Annotated in this window: 16 protein-coding genes; 8 read left to right on the forward strand and 8 right to left on the reverse strand. The window is 60.2% G+C overall.

Annotated elements, in window-relative coordinates; translation table 11 throughout:
- Positions 1 to 43 precede the first annotated feature (43 nt).
- Positions 44 to 964 (reverse strand): LysR family transcriptional regulator, encoded by a 921-nt coding sequence (locus tag HTT03_RS04375; RefSeq protein WP_174858637.1) that lies wholly within the window; start codon positions 962 to 964, stop codon positions 44 to 46.
- A 110-nt stretch (positions 965 to 1074) separates the two neighbouring features.
- Between HTT03_RS04375 and HTT03_RS04380 the strand changes: the two genes are divergently transcribed.
- From HTT03_RS04380 to HTT03_RS04405, 6 genes are all read left to right on the forward strand, one after another.
- Positions 1075 to 2574: a CoA-acylating methylmalonate-semialdehyde dehydrogenase gene (locus HTT03_RS04380; protein WP_174858638.1), complete on the forward strand. Its 1500-nt coding sequence runs from the start codon at positions 1075 to 1077 to the stop codon at positions 2572 to 2574.
- A 55-nt stretch (positions 2575 to 2629) separates the two neighbouring features.
- The gene (locus HTT03_RS04385; RefSeq protein WP_174858639.1) at positions 2630 to 3739 is read left to right on the forward strand and encodes a carboxylate-amine ligase; all 1110 of its coding nucleotides are present in this window, start codon (positions 2630 to 2632) and stop codon (positions 3737 to 3739) included.
- Between the two features lie 84 nt (positions 3740 to 3823).
- Positions 3824 to 4966, forward strand: coding sequence for an acyl-CoA dehydrogenase family protein (locus HTT03_RS04390; RefSeq protein ID WP_174858640.1), 1143 nt, complete (start codon positions 3824 to 3826; stop codon positions 4964 to 4966).
- Between the two features lie 8 nt (positions 4967 to 4974).
- Positions 4975 to 6015 carry an enoyl-CoA hydratase/isomerase family protein gene (locus HTT03_RS04395; protein WP_174858641.1) on the forward strand — a complete coding sequence of 347 codons (1041 nt, stop codon included), beginning with the start codon at positions 4975 to 4977 and terminating at the stop codon, positions 6013 to 6015.
- Complete coding sequence (mmsB, locus tag HTT03_RS04400; protein ID WP_174858642.1) at positions 6012 to 6896, forward strand: 3-hydroxyisobutyrate dehydrogenase; 885 nt, start codon at positions 6012 to 6014, stop codon at positions 6894 to 6896. The genes HTT03_RS04395 and mmsB overlap by 4 nt, the downstream gene beginning before the upstream one ends.
- A gap of 70 nt (positions 6897 to 6966) precedes the next feature.
- Positions 6967 to 8022 (forward strand): transketolase, encoded by a 1056-nt coding sequence (locus tag HTT03_RS04405; protein ID WP_246253343.1) that lies wholly within the window; start codon positions 6967 to 6969, stop codon positions 8020 to 8022.
- Positions 8023 to 8055: 33 nt separating this feature from the next.
- Here the strand turns inward: HTT03_RS04405 and uvrA are convergent, their stop codons facing one another.
- From uvrA to HTT03_RS04440, 7 genes are all read right to left on the reverse strand, one after another.
- On the reverse strand, positions 8056 to 10938 hold the full coding sequence (gene uvrA, locus HTT03_RS04410) for an excinuclease ABC subunit UvrA (protein WP_174858643.1): 2883 nt from the start codon (positions 10936 to 10938) through the stop codon (positions 8056 to 8058).
- 66 nt (positions 10939 to 11004) lie between these two features.
- The gene (locus tag HTT03_RS04415; RefSeq protein ID WP_174858644.1) at positions 11005 to 12177 is read right to left on the reverse strand and encodes an MFS transporter; all 1173 of its coding nucleotides are present in this window, start codon (positions 12175 to 12177) and stop codon (positions 11005 to 11007) included.
- Between the two features lie 355 nt (positions 12178 to 12532).
- Positions 12533 to 13927 carry a dihydrolipoyl dehydrogenase gene (gene lpdA, locus HTT03_RS04420; RefSeq protein ID WP_174858645.1) on the reverse strand — a complete coding sequence of 465 codons (1395 nt, stop codon included), beginning with the start codon at positions 13925 to 13927 and terminating at the stop codon, positions 12533 to 12535.
- Between the two features lie 100 nt (positions 13928 to 14027).
- Positions 14028 to 14624 carry a DUF924 family protein gene (locus HTT03_RS04425; RefSeq protein ID WP_174858646.1) on the reverse strand — a complete coding sequence of 199 codons (597 nt, stop codon included), beginning with the start codon at positions 14622 to 14624 and terminating at the stop codon, positions 14028 to 14030.
- Positions 14625 to 14745: 121 nt separating this feature from the next.
- Complete coding sequence (locus HTT03_RS04430) at positions 14746 to 16041, reverse strand: MFS transporter (RefSeq protein ID WP_174858647.1); 1296 nt, start codon at positions 16039 to 16041, stop codon at positions 14746 to 14748.
- A 73-nt stretch (positions 16042 to 16114) separates the two neighbouring features.
- The gene (gene queA, locus HTT03_RS04435; protein ID WP_174858648.1) at positions 16115 to 17179 is read right to left on the reverse strand and encodes a tRNA preQ1(34) S-adenosylmethionine ribosyltransferase-isomerase QueA; all 1065 of its coding nucleotides are present in this window, start codon (positions 17177 to 17179) and stop codon (positions 16115 to 16117) included.
- Positions 17180 to 17221: 42 nt separating this feature from the next.
- The gene (locus HTT03_RS04440) at positions 17222 to 20566 is read right to left on the reverse strand and encodes a YhdP family protein (protein WP_174858649.1); all 3345 of its coding nucleotides are present in this window, start codon (positions 20564 to 20566) and stop codon (positions 17222 to 17224) included.
- 104 nt (positions 20567 to 20670) lie between these two features.
- On the opposite strand from HTT03_RS04440, the gene HTT03_RS04445 reads away from it, so the two are divergent.
- Together HTT03_RS04445 and HTT03_RS04450 are read left to right on the forward strand one after the other, a co-directional pair.
- Positions 20671 to 21144, forward strand: a complete 474-nt coding sequence (locus HTT03_RS04445) for a peroxiredoxin (protein ID WP_174858650.1) — start codon at positions 20671 to 20673, stop codon at positions 21142 to 21144.
- On the forward strand, positions 21141 to 21965 hold the full coding sequence (locus HTT03_RS04450) for a ferritin-like domain-containing protein (RefSeq protein WP_174858651.1): 825 nt from the start codon (positions 21141 to 21143) through the stop codon (positions 21963 to 21965). The genes HTT03_RS04445 and HTT03_RS04450 overlap by 4 nt, the downstream gene beginning before the upstream one ends.
- The last annotated feature ends 48 nt before the right edge of the window (positions 21966 to 22013 follow it).

Raw genomic sequence — 22013 nt, forward strand, 5'->3', positions numbered from 1 at the left:
CACGGCGATCAGAGTTCCAGCGTCACCGCGAAATCCTTTTCTGTCAAGCTTTTGGCGCAGTACGTCCTGCGGCTATCGCTTCCAGCCGCGTGGTTTCCGCACGCAGTCCGGCGGCCAGAGCTTCCGCAAAGGCGGAAAGGCGCGCATTGCGGCGGTCGTCTGCGTGGCGGATCAGGTAAAAGGCCCGCTTCAGGCTGACGTCTTCGGTCAGGATCCGCCGTACCCCTGCGGTCGCCGGCAGCGAGAAGTCATGCGCGATGCCAACCCCCCCACCTTGCTGGATCATCCGCACCTGCACAGAAACCGAGTTTGACGCCAGCGCCACGCGTTTGATGCCAAGGTCAGCAAGGTAATCAAGTTCTCGGTCAAAGATCATATCGGGGATATAGCCGACAATACGATGCTGCTGTAAATCAGCGACCGATGTGATGTCTGGGTGGGTTGCAAGATAGGTTTCGGCAGCAGCAAGATGCAGCTTATAATCCGTGACCTTTTGCACCACCAACCGTCCCGCTGTAGGGGCGCTGACCCCAATCGCCATATCCGCCTCGCGCCGGGACAGGTTAAACACACGCGGCAGAGCAATAATCTGCACGTCAAGGTCCGGGTTCTGCGCTGCAAGCGCGGCACAGACCTGCGGCAGCAGATAGTTCGCCGCCCCATCCGGCGCGCCCACGCGAATCTGACCAGACAGACGGTCGCTTTGCACCGGCACCCCCGCCGTTGCCGCCCGCATGGCCTGTTCAGCCTTTGTGGCACGTTGCATCAGATCGCTACCTGCCTCTGTCAGCGCATAGCCCTGTGGCGATTTGACGAAGAGCACGGTCTGCAAGGACTTTTCCAGCCGCGCCATACGCCGCCCCAGCGTAGCCGGATCAAGCCGCAACAGTTTGCCCGCCGCAGAAAGACTCTGCTCGCGTGCCACGGCCAGAAACAGGCGTAAATCGTCCCAATTCTGTTGCATCGTGCGGCCTTTCTGCGCTTTGCAAATATGCAAGGCGGTTTTGCCATCCTTCCTCTGTTCCATTGCTTTTTGCAAGGCTATCGTGCCGCCAACCATAAAGGAGACCGATCATGCAAGAGATGACCCATTACCTGAACGGCGAACACGTCAAAGGCACCTCCGGGCGCTTTGCCGATGTGATGAACCCCGCCACTGGCGAAGTGCAGGCGAAAGTGCCGCTCGCCAATGCTGACGAGTTGAACAAAGCTGTCGAATACGCCGCCGCCGCCCAGCCCAAATGGGCCGCGACCAACCCGCAGCGCCGCGCCCGTGTGCTGATGAAATTCGTGGGCCTTCTGAACCGCGACATGGACAAACTGGCCGAAGCGCTGAGCCGCGAACATGGCAAGACCCTGCCTGACGCCGCCGGTGACGTACAGCGTGGCCTCGAAGTGGTGGAATACTGCATCGGCGCGCCCGAACTGCTGAAAGGTGATTTCACCGACAGCGCAGGCCCCGGCATCGACATGTACTCCATGCGTCAGCCGCTGGGTGTCACTGCGGGCATCACGCCTTTCAACTTCCCCGCCATGATCCCGATGTGGATGTTCGCGCCTGCCATCGCCTGCGGCAACGCCTTTATCCTCAAGCCGTCTGAGCGTGACCCCTCCGTCCCCCTGATGCTGGCCGAACTGCTGGAAGAAGCCGGTCTGCCCAAGGGCATCATCCAAGTCGTCAACGGCGACAAAGAAGCCGTAGACGCGATCCTGCACCATGACGTGATCCAGTCGGTGGGCTTCGTGGGCTCGACCCCGATTGCCGAATACATCTATGCGACCGGCTGTGCGAACGGCAAACGCGTGCAGTGTTTCGGTGGTGCCAAGAACCACATGATCATCATGCCCGACGCCGACATGGACCAAGCCGCCGACGCGCTGATCGGTGCGGGCTACGGTGCCGCTGGCGAACGCTGCATGGCGATCTCCGTGGCTGTGCCGGTGGGCGACGAAACCGCCGACCGCCTGATCGAAAAACTGGTGCCACGCATCGAAAAACTGAAAGTTGGCCCCTACACGGCGGGCAATGACGTGGACTATGGCCCCGTCGTGACCGCTGCTGCCAAAGCCAATATCGAACGTCTGGTACAGTCCGGCATCGATCAAGGCGCAGAGCTTGTCGTCGACGGGCGCGACTTCAAACTGCAGGGCTATGAAGACGGCTATTTCGTCGGGCCACACCTGTTTGACCGCGCCACCAAAGACATGGACATCTACAAACAGGAAATCTTTGGCCCCGTGCTGACCTGTGTGCGTGCTCAGGACTACGAAGAGGCGATCGGCCTTGCCATGGACCACGAGTATGGCAACGGCACCGCGATCTTCACCCGCGACGGCGACGCAGCGCGTGACTTTGCCAACCGGATCAATGTCGGCATGGTCGGCATTAACGTGCCGATCCCCGTGCCGCTGGCCTACCACACCTTTGGCGGCTGGAAGAAATCCGTCTTTGGCGATTTGAACCAGCACGGCCCGGATGCGTTCAAGTTCTACACCCGCACCAAGACCGTGACGGCCCGCTGGCCGTCGGGCATTAAAGAGGGTGGCGAGTTCTCCATCCCGGTGATGGAGTAAATCATCACGCCGGCTGCCCTTGGGGTGGTCGGCCCTAAAGAACGAGGCCAGCGCCATGCAAAAAGAATTCACCATCGGTATCGAAGAAGAGTATCTTCTGGTCGACAAGGATTCACTGGCGCTGGCTGACACCCCCGAAGGGTTGATGGAAGATTGCCGCAAGGACCTCGGCGAACAGGTCAGCCCCGAAATGCTGCAATGTCAGATTGAAATCGGCTCGAAACCTTGCACCACCGTGACCGAGGCCCGCGACGACCTGCGTCACCTGCGCAGCACCATCGCCAAACATGCGGCCAAACATAACCTCGCGCCCATCGCTGTGTCTTGCCATCCTTTCTCGGATTGGAAGAACCAGGAGATCACCCACAAGGAACGCTACGCCAAAATCGAAAGCGAATTGGAGGACATTGCCCGCCGGATGCTGAGCTGCGGGATGCATGTGCATGTTGGGATCGACGGTGATGACCTGCGTGTCGATCTGATGCCGCAGTTCTCTTATTTCCTGCCGCATCTGCTCGCCTTGTCGGCCTCCTCGCCCTACTGGCAAGGCGAAGACACCGGGCTGGCCTCCTACCGGATGTCGGTGATGAACAGCATGCCGCGCACCGGGCTGCCGCCGCAGTTGCACAGTTGGGGTGAATATGAGCGCAGCACCGAGACGCTTATCGACCTCGACATCATTCCCGACCAGTCGAAAATCTGGTGGGATCTACGCCCCTCAACCCACTACCCTACGCTGGAAAGCCGCATCTGCGACGTGCAGCCGCGCCTGTCACATGCGCTTGGGCTGGCCGGATTGACGCAGTCCCTCGCCCGCTTCCTGCTGCGCCTGCGCGACAGCAACCTGCGCTGGCGTGAATATGACCGTTTTCTGATCGAGGAGAACCGTTGGCGCGCGCAGCGTTACGGTGTGAATGAGACACTGATCGACTTTGGCGGGCCGACCCTCAAACCCTTCGATCAGATTTTCGAAGAGATCATCGGTATGATCGCGGAAGACGCCGAAGCGCTCGGTTGTCTGGACGAGGTTTGCGCGCTGCGCGATGTGGTCAAGGAAGGCACCTCTGCCGACCGGCAGCGTAAAGTTTGGGCCGAAGCCCCCGAGGGCAAGGGCGGTGAGGCTGTCGTGCGGCATCTGATCGAGGAATACCACGCCGATCTGTGAGCCTTGTTGCGGCATCCGTCGGCTGTTAGAATTAAACAAGTGTTCAGTTCCAAGAACACCGAGACATTCAGGGAGAGAGCCGCGATGGATTTCGCATTAAACGAAGAACAGTCAGCCATTTTCGACATGGCCTATGCCTTTGGGCAGGACAATATCGCCCCCCATGCCCATCAATGGGAAAAGGACGAGACCATTCCTAAGGACCTGTGGCCACAGGTTGGCGAGCTTGGGTTTGGCGGCCTGTATGTTTCGGAAGAAAGCGGCGGCGCGGGTCTGAGCCGCCTCGACGCTACGCTGGTCTTTGAGGCGCTGTCGATGGCCTGCCCTTCGGTCGCGGCATTTCTGTCGATCCATAACATGTGCGCAAAAATGCTCGACACTTTCGCCAGTGACGAGATGAAGGCCCGCGTCATGCCGGGTGTGGTAAGCATGAATACGGTGCTGAGCTACTGCCTGACCGAACCCGGCTCCGGCTCGGACGCAGCGGCGCTCAAAACCCGCTGCGAACGCACCAACGACGGCTATACGCTCAACGGCAATAAGGCGTTTATCTCAGGCGGCGGCTATTCTGATGCCTATGTAACCATGGTGCGCACGTCGGATGACGGCGCCAAAGGCGTCTCGACCGTGTATGTCGAGGATGGCGCGCCGGGGCTGAGCTTTGGCGGACTTGAGGACAAAATGGGATGGCGCAGCCAACCGACGGCGCTGGTACAGTTTGACGACTGCAAAATCCCGGCAGAAAACCTTGTCGGAGAAGAAGGCCAAGGGTTCAAATACGCCATGGCCGGACTTGATGGCGGGCGGCTCAATATTTCCGCTTGCTCCTTGGGTGCCGCGCAGACCGCGCTGACGAAAACGCTGGAATATATGGGCGACCGCAAGGCCTTTGGCAAAAGCATTGACCAGTTCCAGGGCCTGCAATTCCGCCTAGCGGATATGGAGACCGAACTTCAGGCCGCCCGCACCTTCCTGCGCCAAGCCGCGTGGAAGCTCGACACCGGTGCGCCGGACGCGACGAAATTCTGCGCCATGGCCAAGAAATTCGTGACCGAGACAGGCAGCAAAGTTGCGGATCAATGTCTGCAACTGCACGGCGGTTATGGCTATTTGGCCGACTACGGGATCGAAAAGCTGGTGCGCGACCTGCGGGTGCATCAGATCCTCGAAGGCACGAATGAGATCATGCGCGTCATCGTCGCCCGCGACATGCTGAAAAACCGCTGAGGCTGGCCATGAGCGACATCAACATCCGCAAAACAGGCCGCGCCGGGCGTATCACCCTAACCCGGCCCAAGGCGCTTAACGCACTGAGCTATGACATGTGCCTCGCCATCGAAGCGGCCGTGGACGACTGGCGCGACGATCCCGATGTGGCGGTGATCGTGCTGGATGCAGAAGGTGAAAAGGCCTTCTGTGCAGGCGGTGACGTGGCGCAGCTTTACCAGACAGGCAAAGAAGGCGACTACGATTTCGCCCGCCGTTTCTGGGCCGATGAATACCGGCTGAACAACAAGCTGCACAGCTATCCCAAACCGGTGATCTCTTTCATGCAGGGGTTCACCATGGGGGGCGGTGTCGGCATCGGCTGTCATGGCTCGCACCGGGTTGTGGGCGAAAGCAGCAAGGTGGCCATGCCTGAATGTGGCATCGGACTGGTGCCTGATGTGGGCGGCACGCTGCTGCTGGCACAGGCACCGGGGCGGATGGGCGAATACCTCGGCACGACCGGCGCGCGGATGGGACCAGCTGATGTGCTGCACGCAGGCTTTGCCGATTATTTTATCCCCGAAGATCAATGGCCGGCACTTATCGCACAGTTAGAGGAGAACGGCGATCCTTTCATCCTCGACAAGGCCGCAAGCCCGCCGCCTTCCGGCAAGCTGGCCGAGATCCAGACCGAAGTGGATCGGCTCTTTGCGGGCGAGACCCTGTCGGAGGTCACAGCCGCGTTGAGCAAGGATGAAAGCGATTTCGCAGCCGAGACCCTCAAGACCCTGCGCCGTGGATCGCCGCTCTCTATCGCCTGCACCATTCACATGCTCGGCAACCTGCGCGGCCCCGGCATTGGCATGATCCCTGCCCTGCAACAAGAATACCGCTTCACCTGGCGTGCCATGGAGAACGGCGACTTTATCGAAGGTGTGCGCGCCGCGATTATTGACAAAGACCGCGCCCCGCAGTGGCAGCATCAGGGGGACGTCCCGCAGGCCGATGTCGCTGCCATGCTGGCCCCCTTGGGCGATAATGAATTGAAGTTGGAGGAAAATACATGAGCAATCTCACAGTCGGTTTCATCGGTCTGGGCAATATGGGCGGTCCGATGGCCGCCAACCTTGCCGCCGCTGGCCATACCGTTCGCGGTAACGATGTGGCCGGCACCACGGCCCAAGGGGTGACACAGGCGGCAACTATTGCTGAGGCGGTTGAGGGCGCGGATGTCGTTATCACCATGCTGCCCAACGGGGCCATCCTGCGCCAAGTCGCTGAAGAAGCGATCGGCAATATGACCGCGGGCGCGCTTTTGGTGGATTGCTCAACCGTAGATGTCGAAAGCGCGCGGCATGTGGCCGACACAGCCGAGAAAGCAGGTCTGCTCTTTGTCGACGCCCCTGTTTCCGGCGGCATCGGCGGCGCTCAGGGCGGCACGCTTACCTTTATGGCAGGCGGTGCAGAAGCGGCGTTTAAAAAGGCCGAACCTTTGTTTGACATCATGGGGCAAAAGGCCGTGCATTGCGGCGAGGCCGGTGCCGGACAGGCCGCGAAAATCTGCAACAACATGATCCTCGGCGCGACAATGATCGCCACCTGTGAAGCCTTCGCGCTGGCTGATAAATTAGGTCTGGATCGCGAGCGGATGTTCGATGTGGTCAGCACCTCTTCGGGCTATTCGTGGTCCATGAACGCCTATTGCCCTGCCCCCGGCGTTGGTCCCAAATCGCCTGCTGACAATGACTATCAGCCCGGTTTCGCGGCAGAGTTGATGCTCAAAGATCTTGGGCTGTCGCAACAGGCCGCGGAAATGGCAAACGCGGACACACCCATGGGCGCGCTCGCGCGGGATCTTTATCAACGTTTTGTCGAAGAAGAAGGCGGCAAGGGCAAAGACTTCTCTGCGATGCTGCCCCGTTTTGAAAAGCGCGGCTGGAACGGGTAAATTCTCATTAAAGGAACTGGAGTTGCAATCAGGCGTTGTCCTCGGAATTCTATCTTAAAGGAGAATATCGATGCGACGCCTGCTCTACTCTACGGTGCTATGCTCTCTCTACGCGGGCTCTGCCATTGCGGCCACGCCCTTGGCTGCACCCGCTGCGTCCGATCTGCATTTGGCGTTTTCAGAAACAGGCCCCGATACGCTGTGGCTTGCTAAAAACGACAAGGACAAAGGCAATAAGCCCCATAAGGGCAAGAAAGATAAAAAGCCGAAGAAGGACAAGAAGGACAAAGCCGATAAGAAGGCCGGTGACCACGGCAAAAAGGACAAGCCTAAGAAAGGCAAACCTGAAAAAGCCGACAAGCGCGATAAGCCCAAAAAGGATAAAAACAAAAGCGCTCGGGTTAAGATCGACAGACCCGACCCCGCGCGCATAGAAGACCGCGTCGCGCGCTTTACCGCTGACCGCGCAGAAACGGTAGAGCGGGTGCTAAGAACGCAGGCCCCCGAGGGGCGCGATATGGCAAAAATCCTCGGCGCAGCAGCTTTGGCGCTCGCAGCCCCAAACCTGAACATCGCGGCCGCCCCCGATGACGAAGTCATCACCTATCGCAACTGCCCCCCCGGCTTGGCAAAAAAAGATCCTCCCTGTGTACCACCAGGCCTCGCTAAAAAAGGCGTGACTTACGAGCAATGGGCTAGCTATTCGGACGAGGAACTTGACGAATTGCTCACTGAGCGGCGGGAGCCCTATGTGACTGCCGAACCTGTGACCGATCAGGATCTTCTGCTGCTGAGTTCCGAGCAGATTGGCGCGCTATATGCCCTCGCCCCTGCGCCAGAGGGACACCGCTATGCCCTAATCGACGGACAACCGGTTCTGCTGTCGGCAGAGGATCACACCGCCCTTATGCGCATTAACGAACTCGCTAGAATTCCTGCTCCGGACGCGGATTTTACCGTCGCACCGACAGCCGCGCTTACACAGTCGGAATTGGTACAACTTTACCGCCTGCCCGCGCCAGAGGACGGCTATAATTACGCTGTGTTGAACGGCCAAGTCGTGTCACTGCGCGACGATGCCTATGAGACTTTGCAGCTGATCCGTGTGGCACGTGCCGTGCTTTGAAGTTTTAGCGCAAGAACAATAAGATGGCGGCGGCTATTCCGCCGCCATCTTTTGTTTGGTCAACATCGGTTTGAGGTATTTGCCGGTGTAGCTTTCAGCAACCTCCGCCACTTTTTCAGGTGTGCCAGTCGCCACCACACGTCCACCCCCATCGCCACCCTCGGGGCCAATATCAATGATATGGTCGGCAGTTTTCACCACATCCAAGTTATGCTCGATCACCACGACAGAATTGCCCTGATCAACCAATTCATGCAGCACTTCTAAGAGTTTGCGCACATCTTCGAAATGCAAACCTGTGGTCGGCTCATCGAGAATATAGAGCGTGCGCCCGGTTGAACGTTTGCTCAGCTCCTTGCTCAGTTTCACCCGTTGGGCTTCCCCTCCGGACAGGGTCGTCGCCTGCTGGCCCACTTTGATATAGCCCAATCCCACACGCATCAGTGCGTCCATCTTCTCGCGGATTGAAGGCACGGCGGCAAAGAAGGTCTGTGCATCTTCTACTGTCATATCAAGCACATCCGCGATGCTCTTGCCCTTAAAGCGGACCTCCAGCGTTTCGCGATTGTAGCGTGCGCCCTTGCAGGTTTCGCATTCGACATAAACGTCCGGCAGGAAGTGCATCTCAATCTTGATGACCCCGTCGCCCTGACAGGCTTCGCAGCGCCCGCCTTTGACGTTGAAGCTAAACCGCCCCGGCTTATACCCACGCGCTTTCGCTTCCGGCAGACCGGCAAACCAGTCGCGGATCGGCGTGAAGGCTCCGGTGTAAGTCGCTGGATTTGAACGCGGCGTGCGACCAATCGGGCGCTGGTCAATGTCGATCACCTTATCAAGATGTTCCAACCCTTTGATGGTTTGGCAGGGCGCTGGCGTTTGCCGCGCACCGTTCAGGTTCATTGAGGCGGTTTTGAACAGGGTCTCGATGGTGAGGGTCGACTTCCCGCCGCCCGAAACTCCCGTGACACAGACAAATTTCCCAAGCGGGAAATCTACAGTCACATTCTGAAGGTTATTTCCCGTCGCCTTAACGACCTGAATCTTTTTCTTGTTTCCTTTCCGACGTTTCGCAGGCACAGCGATTTCACGAACCCCGGTAAGGTACTGGCCCGTCACAGAATTCGGGTCATGCGCAACCTGCTCCGGCGTGCCATGGCTGACCACTTGACCGCCGTGAACACCTGCGCCCGGCCCGATGTCAAATACGTAGTCGGCCTCGCGGATCGCCTCTTCGTCATGCTCCACGACGATCACGGTGTTGCCCTGGTCACGCAGGTTCTTCAACGTTTGCAAAAGACGGTCATTGTCGCGCTGGTGCAGACCGATTGACGGTTCATCCAACACGTACAGAACACCCGTCAGACCCGAGCCAATCTGGCTTGCCAAACGGATACGCTGGCTTTCACCGCCACTTAAAGTACCGCTTGAACGTGACATCGTAAGATACTCAAGTCCCACATTATTCAGGAACCCAAGGCGCTCGCGGATCTCTTTCAGGATGGCACGCGCAATCTCGTTCTTCTGCTCGGTCAGATGCTCCGGCACCGACTTGCACCAGGCATAGGCCTCGCGGATCGACATTTCAACGACCTTGCCCACATGCAGCAGTTCATCCTCGCCCCCATCGGCGGGACCGATCTTGACTGCCAGCGCCTCCGGCCGCAGGCGATAGCCCTTACAGGTGCCACAGGGGCGGTTGTTCTGATACCGCTCAAATTCTTCGCGGACCCAATTGCTGTCGGTCTCGCGGTAGCGGCGCTTCATGTTTGGGATTACCCCCTCAAACACGCGTTTGACCTCATAAACCCGGCCACCTTCGTCATAGCGAAAGGTGATTTCTTCGTCGCCAGACCCACGCAGGAACACTTCTTGCACGTGTTCGGGCAGATCTTTCCAGCGCGTTTTCTGGTCAAATTTATAATGCTTCGCAATGGCTTCGATGGTTTGCTTAAAGTAAGGGGACTTCCCCTTACGCCAGGGTGCTATGGCGCCGTCATATATCTTGAGGTTCTGGTCCGGCACGATCAGGCGTTCGTCAAAGAACAGCTCGACCCCAAGACCATCGCAAGACGGACAAGCCCCGAAAGGCGCGTTAAAAGAGAACAGGCGCGGCTCAATCTCAGGGATTGTGAAACCACTAACCGGACACGCAAATTTCTCGGAGAAGGTAAAACGCTCAGGCTCACCCTCGCTTGGCGCGGTTTCCAGAATGGCGATCCCATCGGCAAGATCAAGCGCCGTGCGCAAAGAGTCAGCTAACCGCGTCTCCAACCCTTCGCGGACCACGATCCGATCCACGACCACATCAATGTCATGGCGGAATTTCTTGTCCAAGGTGGGCGGTTCATCGAGGTCATAGAAAGCGCCATCGACCTTCACGCGTTGGAAACCCTGCTTGCGCAGCTCGACAAATTCTTTGCGGTACTCACCTTTGCGGTCTCGGATCATCGGGGCGAGCAGATAGGCCCGTGTCCCCTCCTCCATCGTCATGATCCGGTCGACCATATCCTGCACTTGCTGAGCCTCGATCGGCTTGCCAGTCGCGGGGCTATAGGGGGTGCCCACACGCGCAAACAACAGGCGCATGTAGTCGTAAATTTCGGTCACCGTGCCGACGGTCGAGCGCGGATTCTTCGAGGTGGTTTTCTGTTCAATCGAAATCGCCGGGCTAAGACCCGAAATATGGTCAACATCCGGCTTTTGCATCATGTCGAGGAACTGCCGCGCATAGGCGGACAGTGATTCCACATAGCGCCTCTGGCCTTCGGCATAGATCGTATCGAACGCGAGGCTCGATTTGCCCGAGCCAGAAAGCCCAGTGATCACAACCAGTTGGTCGCGTGGGATGTCCACATCGATGTTCTTTAGGTTGTGTTCGCGCGCGCCGCGCACTTCGATATTCTTTAGCTCAGCCATCACATGCCCCTCTTAACGGTTTGTACATAGGTGCTGATGCAGTGTTTTCCAACGGTAAAATGAGAACTAAACAGGAACGCGCTCAGAGCGCCGTGCCACTGCCAAAAGGAGGTGCACCGCCAAACCCAAAACGAAAGCCCCACCCGCCAGCAGCGGGAGCGCTGATGCACCGATTGAGGCGAGACCGAAGGCCATGATCGGGGTTCCGATGCTGTTGCCCAAATTGCCCATCTGCGCCATCGCTCCATTGGCTTGCGCCTGAGCCGCAGCACCGTGGTTGAGTTGTGGCACGGCGGCAAAGCTGGCCCCCTGGATCAACCCCATCGCCCCCGCCAGCGCAAGACAGGCCAAGGGCGCGCCGGGGCTTGCCCAAAGCCAGCCCATGCTAACGGCGGAAAGGCCGAAGCCCCATTGAACCACTGTTACCGCAGGCAGACGGCGCAGCAAAGCCACGCCAAGGGTCATAGAGACCGCGATGCTGGCCAAGGGCATCGCCGCCATCACCGGCGCGCGCCAAACCTCGTCGAGATACGGCGGAAGGACAGTCAGAATGGAGACAAAGCTAAATGTGTAGAACAACCAGCCCGCCGCAGGGGCCGCAAGGAATGGGGATCGATAAGTGGTGATGTGATCGCGTAGGATTTGAGGAACTGAAAAGGGCGGCTGCGGTGTCTCTGTGGGTAAGCGCTGAAGGCTGACGGTCAGCACGATAGCACAGGCGGCCATGTAGAGCGCATGTGCGGCAAACAGCGCGGGCAACCCCCATGACAGGGCCAAGGGACGCCCGGCGAGGGCCAGCACTGCAAAAGCGACGCCAAAGAAGGTTCCCCAAAGGGTCAGGGTAAAGCCGCGATCTCGAACGGCGCTAAGCTGGGCGATTAGCGTAGGGGCCGCGACCACGATCGCCAGATGCGACAGGCCTTCTAGCAGCCGGCTGGCCAGCATCCAGCCAAAGCCGGGGGTGAGCGTCTGAAACGCAGAAATGGCAGCTCCAAGCCAAAGCGCTGACAACAACGCCCGCCGATAGCGAATACGCGCGACGACCAATCCCGCGACGACCCCAAGGAGGATACCAACACCGCCGACCAGCGACACCAAAAACCCAAGTGCAACACCGGCCTGCGGGTAAAGCTCTGGCAGCAAATCAAAGACGACGCTCATCTTGCCGTATTGCGCCGCCGCACCCAACCCCGCAGCCCAGAGCGCAAAGACGCGCGGGAATGACGTGGTTTCGGCCACGGTGCCGCTAGTTCAATTGGGCCGCGTCTTGCGGCATCATGAGTTTGTCTGTGACGTGATCTTTCGGCAAGCCAGAATCTTTTGGCAAGTCAGACCGGGCCTCATTTCCGCAGCAAAACGCGGTGAGCGACGGTCGGCGCAAGTAACAGTAAAACCGCGCATCGCTTTTAGAACCAGCGCGATTGCACAAGGGTCCGGCCGCCCTCGATGTCTTTACTCCGCGCCGCCGAACAATCCGGCGTTTGGAACAGTGCATTATGCCAGTAGAATGGCTGACCATGACGGTCTCCTGCAGGGCCGCCATTCGGCGTGGCGGTTCGGACAGACAGAGCGGGACCGCCTGGCCCAGTTGCATCTACATATGGATGACGCGGTCAAAGGCGTCGAGTACCGATTCATGCATCATTTCGCTCAAGGTCGGATGCGGGAAGACCGTGTTCATCAGGTCTTCTTCCGTGGTCTCCAACTGACGCCCGACGACATAGCCTTGAATGAGCTCTGTCACCTCGGCCCCGACCATATGCGCGCCCAGCAACTCGCCCGTTTTTGCGTCAAAAATGGTCTTCACCAGCCCTTCAGGCTCGCCCAAAGCGACTGCTTTGCCATTGCCGATAAAGGGGAAACGCCCGACTTTGATGTCATAGCCTTGCTCTTTCGCTTTGGCCTCGGTCAGACCGACAGAGGCGACCTGCGGGTGGCAATAGGTGCAGCCGGCGATGCTTTCGGGTTTGACGGGATGCGGCTTTTTACCGGCGATCAACTCCGCCACCATAACGCCTTCGTGGCTGGCCTTATGTGCAAGCCACGGCGCGCCAGCGATGTCCCCGATGGCGTAAAGCCCGTCGACCCCGGTGCGGCAGTATGCGTCAGTCACCACATGGGTCCGGTCGACTTTGACGCCGAGGTCTTCCAGCCCCAGCCCTTCGGTATTGCCGACGATGCCGACGGCAGAGATCACCGTGTCGAACTCCAGTTTCTCAACCTTGCCGTCGCGCTCAATATGGGCAGTGACCTTGTCCTCGGCACGGTCGAGCTTCTTAACCGTCGCCTTTTGCATGATCTTCATGCCTTGTTTCTCAAAGGCTTTCTTGGCGAATTTCGAGATTTCCTCATCCTCAACCGGGAGGACGCGATCCATGACTTCGACCACGGTCGTATCCGCACCGAGCGTATTGTAAAAGCTGGCAAATTCGATGCCGATGGCGCCAGAGCCGATCACCAAGAGCTTCTTGGGGTCATGCACCGGTTGCAGAGCGTGGCGGTAGGTCCAGACGCGTTTGCCATCCGCCTCAAGCCCCGGCAGTTCGCGGGCGCGGGCGCCGGTGGCCAGCACGATGTTCTTGGCGGTCAACTCTTCGCTGCCCTTGTCGGTCCTGACGGAAACCTTCCCCTTGGCGGGGATCGAGGCTTCGCCCATGAAGACCTCGACCTTGTTCTTCTTCAGCAGGTGTTTGACCCCGCCTTCCATCTGTTTGGCCACCCCGCGCGAGCGTTTGACGACCGCTTCGAGATCATAGTCGATCTTATCCGCCGCCAGACCAAAATCCTTGGCGCGGTGCATCAGGTGGAAGACTTCGGCAGAGCGCAGCAGCGCCTTAGTGGGGATGCAGCCCCAGTTCAGACAGATGCCGCCAAGGTTTTCCCGCTCGACAACCGCAACCTTCAGGCCAAGCTGTGCGCCACGGATCGCGGCAACATAGCCGCCCGGCCCCGCACCGATCACGATCAGATCAAAGGATTTGGCAGCCATGGCACGGACCTCGCGTTAGGGTTTTGCAAATATAGTTTACCGCTAAACTATATTTGCATTCGCCACAACAGCGGGCTTATTCCCACGTCCAAATTTGCGCTCAAGCGGCTTTGGCAGTTTGAAGCTCTTTCACCGTTTTGCCGTAGCCGCCCTGTTCAAGATAGCGCACTTCAGGAGCGGTAAAGCTGCGCGACAGCGCCTCGTTGCGGTAGGGGAATCGCCCGAACTGCCGAATAACTTCGCGGTGCGCGCGGGCGTGGAGCATGTTGTTCTTGCCGCTTTCCGGCATCCGCTCACACATTAACCGTACGCAGCGTTCTTGATCGCAGAGGTTTTCGGAATGCATCAGCGGCATGTAGAAAAACTGCCGCGCCGGTTCTTCGATGCGCATGTCCCAGCCCTTGTCGATGGCGAGTTTCGCCGCCGCAAGCCCCTGTTTGTCGCTGGCAAAGGCCTTGCCCGTATCGCGGAACATATTGCGTGGGAACTGGTCCACCAAGATAATAAAGGCCAGCGCTCCCTTCGCATAGGTCAGCCAATGGGCAAGCTTGCCCGCACATGCAGCCTCCCACGCGCCTTCAAAGCGGTCGCGCAGGGTGGCGTCCAGTTTGGCGGTGCTATTGTACCAGTCAGACGGGGACACCTCCTCCAACCAGAACTTCAATACATCATCAGGTCGAATTTCTGCGCCAGTCATCCTGCACTCTCCTCTGCCGTGCGTCGGCCTATGCCGTGCTTCGGGCTAATTCCAATGTTAGGAACGTCTTACCCCAAAAGCCCAGTCACGAATTGTATCAACAGCGACATAGTTATCGCTATCAGGGGCCGTTTTTCGCCGAGGTGTCATTTTCCTCCGCCTCGGCTTCCTCAGCATCCTGTTCTGATTCAATGGCATATTCCTGCGCGATCTCCACCGCCACGCGGGTGGCAGAGGGGTAGATCGGCACGTAGTTGCCTGTCTCGTCGACCGGAACGGCAGCACGCTGCGTCTTACGATAGGACGCATATCCCGCGAGCGCGGCAAAGAGCACGGCGGTAAAGAGGTAAAAGCCCCCCGGTCCGAGCGATGTGCCCATCATCCAACCCGTGATCACCGGCCCTAACACCGCCCCTAAGCCGTTGATAAATATCATGCCGCCAGAGGCCGAGGCCATGTCCTCGTGTTCCAGAAAGTCATTCGTGTGGGCCATGAGCAGCGAATAAAGCGGGTTCGACATGCCCCCGACCAGAAAGGCCGTGGCGAGCAGGATTGGGAAGACATGGCCAAGCATCATGCCGATGACCGAACCGATGCCGCCGAGGGTTGCTACGATCACGATCAGGCTGCGGCGGTCCATGCGGTCCGAGATCCAACCGATCGGATATTGCAAGATCACCGAGCCCACGAAAAACATCGCCACAAAAAGTGAAATCTGTCCAACGCTGAGCCCCGCTTCGGCGCCGTAAACCGCAGCCATGCCGAACTGCGCCGAGAAAACTCCGCCCAGAAGGAACATGCCGACGCAGCCCAATGGCGAGAACTCCATGAGGGTGCGCAGGCTCATGGGTTTGGTGGTGTCAAAGGGCGGTGTGGGGCTGATCGACAAGAGGATCGGCGTAACCGCGATGCTCACCAGCACCGAGGGGATGACAAAAAGTACGAAACCCGAAGGGTCAGCGGTCAGAAGCAGCGCCTGCGCGATCACGATGCCCAATGTTTGAACGATCATATAGGCCGAGAGCGCTTGCCCGCGGTTTTCATTGGTGGCCGCATTGTTCAGCCAGCTTTCAGCGGTGACGTATACGGCTGAGAAGCAAAAGCCGATCAGCACTCTGCCAAGGGACCAAACGATTGTGTTTGGAAACGTCGGATAAATGATCATCACGGCTGAGATCAGAGAGGCCAGCGCCGCAAAGACCCGCACATGCCCGACCCGGCGGATCATGCCCGGTGCCATCCGCGAGCCGCCAAGGAAGCCCAGGAAATAGGCCGACATGACGATCGACATTTGCAGGGTCGAGAACCCCTCAATGCCGCCGCGAATACCCAGCAAAGTGCCTTGCATGCCGTTGCCGACCATCAGCAGGCACATGCCCAGCAAAAGCGCCCATGCGCTTGAAACCACTTGAATCATTTGGCCGTTTCCTTGTTCGCCCCGGCCCTCCCATGAACCCCTATTGCAGGCTAGTCATCCCCTGATACGACATTCAAGCGGGTTTTTGCGTCTCGGGCAGCAGAAGGGAGGAATCGCCATAGGAAAAGAAGCGGTATTTCTGCGCGATGGCATGGGCGTAGATGTCTTTGACCGCCTGTACACCCATGAGGGCAGAGACCAGCATCATCAGGGTGGACTTGGGCAGGTGGAAATTCGTCATTAGCCCGTCAGTCACGTTAAAGGTGAAACCGGGCGTGATGAAAATATCGGTGTCGCCTTCCCAAGCTGCAATCTCTCCGCCCCGCGCCGCCGTCTCGATCAGCCTCAGCGCCGTGGTGCCGACAGGGATCACCCGGCCCCCGGCGGCGCGGGTGGCGGTGATCTCCTCGGCGGCCTTGGCGCTGACCTTGCCCCATTCGGCGTGCATCTTGTGGTCCGAAATGTCGTCAACCTTGACCGGCAGGAAGGTCCCCGCGCCCACATGTAGGGTGACATGGCTGAAGTCGACGCCCTTCTCGCCAAGCGCCGCCAGCAGCGCTTCATCGAAATGGAGCGAAGCCGTGGGCGCCGCGACCGCCCCCGCGTGGCGGGCAAAGACCGTCTGATAGTCGGTCATGTCCCGCGCATCTGCCGCACGTTTGGCAGCGATATAGGGCGGCAGCGGCATGGCACCCGCGGCATTGAGTGCGGCGTCGAAATCATCACCTGTGCAGTTAAACCGCAGATGCCCCTGCCCGTCTTCCACCGCCTCCAACGTGGCGCGGAGGTCGTCGGAGAAGATCACTTCCTCGCCGATCTTCAGCTTGCGCAGCGGTTTGATCAACGCCGACCATGTGCCATCGCCTCGCGGCTCCAGCAGGGTCACTTCGATCTTGGCCTGCACATTGCCCTGGGCCGAGGCGCGGTGGCGCAGGCCCGAAAGCCGTGCCGGGATCACGCGGGTGTCGTTCAGCACCAAGCGGTCGCCGGGGCGCAGCCAGTCTGTCAGGTCCGTCACGCGTTGGTCGTGCAGTTGGGCGCCCTCGGCCACCAGCAGCCGCGCTGAGGAACGCGGGTTGGCGGGGCGTGTGGCGATCAGGTCTTCGGGCAGATCGAAATCAAAATCTGAAAGTTTCATGGCGGCATCCCGGCTGGCTGGCGTCAACTGTCGCCTCGGCGCTTAGCGGTCCTCTGGCACCCGGGCAACCGGATTCGCTTGGCCCCGCACCTCGGGCACCGCCGGGGCGGGCCTACGAAAGATCTCGCGGAACATGCCGGGCGTCAGCGCCGAGAGCGGGTTGACTGAGACTGCGGGCTTTTTCGCAGGCCCGGTCAGCCGGTAGTTAAACCCGATCAAACCCTCGCCTTTGCGGGTGAACAGCGATCCGATCCCGTTGAACAGATAGACCGGAGAGATCACCCCCTGCATGTCGATCACCCCCTCATCCAGCCGATAGATCCCGTCCATCGACAGCCCCATCGACGCGCCCACGGCACTGGCTTGCGTCAGAACCAAACTGTTCGGCGTCAGCCGAAAACTCGCCTCTACATCGTCGAAATAGATACCGTCCCCATTCAGCTCATTGACCAGACCGACCACCGAGACCGCATTCAGCAGCGCCGCGATGGCCGGGGCGTCCTTGATCCGCACGCCGTTGACATTGAGTTGCCCGTCAAAGGCCCCGCCCGCACCCACGGGCAGCAGAGTCAGCGAGAGGTTGCCGCCGACCACCTGTTTGACCAGCCCGGCCGAGCGCAGCACCCCGCCCGCATCGTCCGACACCACCCGCACCGCACTACGCCCGCCTTGGGGCAAGAGCCGCCCCTGAACCGGGGTGCCGCCGTTGAGGCGTGCTTGGAATGAGCCGTCCATCCCCTTGGCGGTGTCAAAGCTGCCCGCCACATCGGTCAGGTAAATCGTATCGGTGATCTGCAAGCGGTTCAGCCGCACCTGCATCGGTGGGCCGGGCTGCCCGCCTTGCGACGGGCCGAATTCCGCCCGGCGCATGTCCAACGTGCCGCCGCCCAAGACGACCTGAAGCGGCTTGCCCTTGCCTTGGCCCACCAGTTCCACCGGAATGTCGAGCCAATCGCCCCGGCGCAATCGGTCAATCCGCACCCGGTCCAGCGATCCATCTGGCTTGAGCGCGATTGACCCGGCCAGTCGCAGTCCGGGCGCGGTGAGTTGTAGGGCTTCGATGTCCGGCGTCTTGCCCAAACGCCCGGCAATGCGCAACTCGCCTTTGGTGGCGGGGGCTTTGGACCACGTTAACTGGGGAATGGAGACACCCAACCCCGAAAGATTGCTTTCCAAGGTAAAGCGCGGCGGGGTGTTCTTTTTCAAATCTACCGTGATCTGCCCCGTGGTGCTGCCCCGAACACTGCCGGGCGGCAGGGCGATGCCAAAAGCGTCGAGTGCGGCAGGGTCCAGTGCGACCTTGCCTGTCAGACGACTCTCATCTGACCCCGGCCCGATCGCTTGGGACCACTGCCCCTCAAAGGCGACACCATCGATCAACCCTTCTCCGCCGATGCTCACCCGGTCATTGTCTGCCGTAATCGTCATTTTCCGCGCCCGCAGGCTGCGGTCTTTGACCAGCGTGTCACTGGCGACCGACAGCAGCTCCCCTGCCACGTGATAGCGCACGTCCGACGGTTTGCCGCCCTTTTTCAACGGCAGCGCCAGCGTACCGCTGAGCACAGCCTCCCCATCCGCTAGCGTCACCGGCAGACCGGCCTTGTCCATCACTTGCATCGGCGCTTGGTTCAGGAGCGACAGCGCGGCGGTCAGGGTCGAGCGTGTGTGGAGCCGGATCACCGCCGGGCTGCCGTCTTTGACGCGGACATCGGGGATGATAAAGGACGAGCCTCCGAGCGCCACAGCGCCGCCTTGCGGCGCGATCACCTCGCCCCTGTCCACGGTCACGACAAGACGGTTGTCGAGCAGGCTCATATGGCCGCGCCCTTCGGTGATATGGGGCCAAGTTCTGAGGAACCGCACCTCGGCACCGGAATAGTCAAAGGCCACATAGGTCTGCGGCGCTTTTCCTGGTGCTGTGCGCAGGGCAATATCGAGGTTGCGCATTTCGCCTGCGTAGAGGTTTTCCTCCACCCATTTCCGGCTCTTGGGCTTGATCCCTTTGGGCCAGAACGCCAGCAGCCGATCTGGCTTTAGCGCATTCATCGCGCCATCAAGCGCCAGTTTCCAACCCTTCGGATCGGCGGTTAACGTCCCGTCCAAATGCAGGCTGCGCGGCCCGTCGCGCAGTTCCACCCGGCCAAGGCTCAGGCGAAACGGGTTGAGGCTAAGCTGAAAGTCGATGTCGGCCTGATCCAGCGCCACCGGTTCGGGATAGACATCCTTTGGGTTGGCCTTGAGGTCTCGCAGGGTGAACTGCCCGGTGAGCTTGCCCGGAATCCCCCCTGTCACAGCACCCAATTGCGCCGTGCCCGTCACCTGCCCCGACACCCATTTGCTATTAAGCGACATCTCGTCAAACCGCAGCGTCTGCCGGGCGGGGTTGTAACTGAAATAACTGTGCGCACCCTCAAAAGGGATCGGCTTGGTCTGGGCATTGGGCTGCACCGCGCCCGCCCCGATCTGCAACGCGGCACTGATCGGCGCGAAACGGCCCGAACTGTCGATCCCGCTGCGCACCGCGCCTGAGATGGGCGCGTTAAGCACTTCAAGCCACGAGAATGCCGGCCCCTGTGCGGCGATGTCCCCCGCCGCGATGTCGTCGAATGTGACACCGAACGTCGCCGCGTTCTGGCCGATCCGGCTGCTGTAATTGGCCGAGAGCGTCGCCACCCCCGCGCCGCCGCTGAGCACCGCAAGGTCTGCCGACAGGTCCAACTGCGCGCCCTCACGCGACAGGCGCAGACGCCCGCCATCGCCGGTCCAAGCGCGGCCTGCACGGGCATCTTCAAAGCGCAAAGTCAGGGCGCGCAACTCCACCGACCGCAGGGCCGAAAGCGCGGGGGCGGCAAGCAGTTTGTCGATCTCCCCGATCAATTCAGGCAAAGTCGCGGCCTCGCGCTCGGGCGGTGCAATCCCGGCCCCCGCGCTCAGGCTCACCCGCCCATCCGTGCCGCGCCGCAGCTTGGCGACCACGCCCGACAGCGCGATTTCGCGGGGCTGCACCACGCCGTTAAGTAATGAGCGCATCGACAGGCTGGCCTTGAACTCGTTGAAGCTGACGATCTCATCGCCCTCGGGCGTGGTCACTGAAATGTCTTGCAGACGCACACGGGGCCGCCAGCCTTCGTCCACGACAAACTCCATAGCGCCGAAATGCACCCGCGCTTGGGGCAACGCACTGGCGATCCGGGTTTCGATACGTTCCTGCACCCACAACGGCGCGGGTATCGTCCGTCCGGTGAAATAGACCGCCGCCCCCGTGGCCAGCGCCGCCAGCAGCACCAAGGCCACCAGCGACCACAGCCCCGCACGCCGCAAAGACCGGCGAGGCGCGCGCGCTTTGCCTGATGGGTCGGGCGAAGTGGGAGGGGGCGCGTCGCTCATCGGGCTCCGGTTCGGCTGGGGCGGCTGGGGCTGCTTTGACGTTGTCAAATCAGATGCAGTATGACAGCCCTCAATGATGCTTCACAAGCCAAAGGAACCGCGCCATGTCACAGATCGGCCCACAGCCCGGCCAACCGGCCCCAGATTTCACCCTGCCCGTTACCGGCGGCGGTGATGTGACCCTGTCTGATCTACGCGGCGCGCCCGTGGTGCTGTTCTTCTATCCGCGCGACGACACGCCCGGCTGCACCAAGGAATCGATCGGCTTTTCTGAGCGTTTGGCGGAATTCGTCGAAGCCGGTGCGCAGGTCTTTGGCATTTCGCGCGATAGCATGGACAAACACGAGAAGTTCGCCGCCAAACATGCGCTGACGGTGCCGCTGCTGTCGGACACCGATGGCGCGGTGACCGAATCCTATGAGGTCTGGGTCGAGAAAAACATGTACGGCAAGAAATCCATGGGCATTGAACGGGCGACCTATCTGATCGACGCTGAAGGCCAGATTGCGCAGGTCTGGCGCAAGGTGAAGGTGCCGGGCCATGTGGATGCCGTGCTCGACGCGGTGCGTGGCGCATGATGCCGCTGGCGGAGATGGCCGAAGCGGTGCTGCGCACGGCGGATGGCCGCGAAAAGACGGCGCTGTCACGCGCCTATGCGGCGCAGTGGCTTTCGGCCCGCGCGGCTGGCGAACGCCCCGAGGTGGGCCGCGCCGATCCGCCCTTGCACCCAGCCCGCCCCGCAAAACCCGAATTACTCTCCCCTCGCGAAGTGCCGCGCCGCCGCCCCGGCACGCCCGAGGGCCGCGCGGCACTGCTTCACGCGGTGGCGCATATCGAATTGAACGCGGTGGACCTGCATTGGGACGTGATCGCGCGGTTCTCCCATGTGCCGCTGCCGCTGGGGTTCTATGACGATTGGGTAAAGGCCGCCGACGACGAATCGAAACATTTCAACCTGATGTGCGACTGCCTGGAAGAGATGGGCAGCCATTATGGCGCCCTGCCCGCCCATGCTGGCATGTGGCGTGCAGCCGAGGATACGGTGGATGATCTGATGGGCCGTCTCGCCGTGGTGCCGATGGTGTTGGAGGCGCGTGGCCTTGATGTGACACCGGGCATGATTGAGATTTTCCGCAAGGCTAAGGCCGATAACGCTGTGGCGGCGCTGGAAACGATCTATGCCGAAGAAGTCGCCCACGTGGCCTATGGTAGCAAATGGTTTCACTTCCTCTGTGGTCGCCATGATGAAGACCCGAAAGACCGTTTCCATGCCCTTGTCCGCAAGTATTTCCACGGCGATTTGAAGCCACCGTTTAACGAAGAAAAGCGGGCTGAAGCGGGGATTCCACCGGACTTTTACTGGCCCCTGACAGCCAGCGGCGGGCCGGACGCCGCCTAAGCCAGACAGGCAAGTGATTGGTATCGGCGGATTTTTGCCACTCTGATC

Origin of the sequence: Sulfitobacter maritimus, assembly GCF_013346665.1 — a bacterium.
Taxonomy (GTDB): Bacteria; Pseudomonadota; Alphaproteobacteria; order Rhodobacterales; family Rhodobacteraceae; genus Sulfitobacter; species Sulfitobacter maritimus.

Bases quoted from the DNA above. Each gene is read 5' to 3' on its own strand.
- HTT03_RS04450 (WP_174858651.1), top strand. From the start codon at position 21,141: ATGATGCCGCTGGCGGAGATGGCCGAAGCGGTGCTGCGCACGGCGGAT.
- queA (WP_174858648.1), bottom strand. From the start codon at position 17,179: ATGAAACTTTCAGATTTTGATTTCGATCTGCCCGAAGACCTGATCGCC.
- HTT03_RS04395 (WP_174858641.1), top strand. From the start codon at position 4,975: ATGAGCGACATCAACATCCGCAAAACAGGCCGCGCCGGGCGTATCACC.
- HTT03_RS04390 (WP_174858640.1), top strand. From the start codon at position 3,824: ATGGATTTCGCATTAAACGAAGAACAGTCAGCCATTTTCGACATGGCC.
- HTT03_RS04405 (WP_246253343.1), top strand. From the start codon at position 6,967: ATGCGACGCCTGCTCTACTCTACGGTGCTATGCTCTCTCTACGCGGGC.
- uvrA (WP_174858643.1), bottom strand. From the start codon at position 10,938: ATGGCTGAGCTAAAGAATATCGAAGTGCGCGGCGCGCGCGAACACAAC.
- lpdA (WP_174858645.1), bottom strand. From the start codon at position 13,927: ATGGCTGCCAAATCCTTTGATCTGATCGTGATCGGTGCGGGGCCGGGC.
- HTT03_RS04385 (WP_174858639.1), top strand. From the start codon at position 2,630: ATGCAAAAAGAATTCACCATCGGTATCGAAGAAGAGTATCTTCTGGTC.
- HTT03_RS04380 (WP_174858638.1), top strand. From the start codon at position 1,075: ATGCAAGAGATGACCCATTACCTGAACGGCGAACACGTCAAAGGCACC.
- HTT03_RS04430 (WP_174858647.1), bottom strand. From the start codon at position 16,041: ATGATTCAAGTGGTTTCAAGCGCATGGGCGCTTTTGCTGGGCATGTGC.
- HTT03_RS04445 (WP_174858650.1), top strand. From the start codon at position 20,671: ATGTCACAGATCGGCCCACAGCCCGGCCAACCGGCCCCAGATTTCACC.
- HTT03_RS04375 (WP_174858637.1), bottom strand. From the start codon at position 964: ATGCAACAGAATTGGGACGATTTACGCCTGTTTCTGGCCGTGGCACGC.
- HTT03_RS04440 (WP_174858649.1), bottom strand. From the start codon at position 20,566: ATGAGCGACGCGCCCCCTCCCACTTCGCCCGACCCATCAGGCAAAGCG.
- mmsB (WP_174858642.1), top strand. From the start codon at position 6,012: ATGAGCAATCTCACAGTCGGTTTCATCGGTCTGGGCAATATGGGCGGT.
- HTT03_RS04425 (WP_174858646.1), bottom strand. From the start codon at position 14,624: ATGACTGGCGCAGAAATTCGACCTGATGATGTATTGAAGTTCTGGTTG.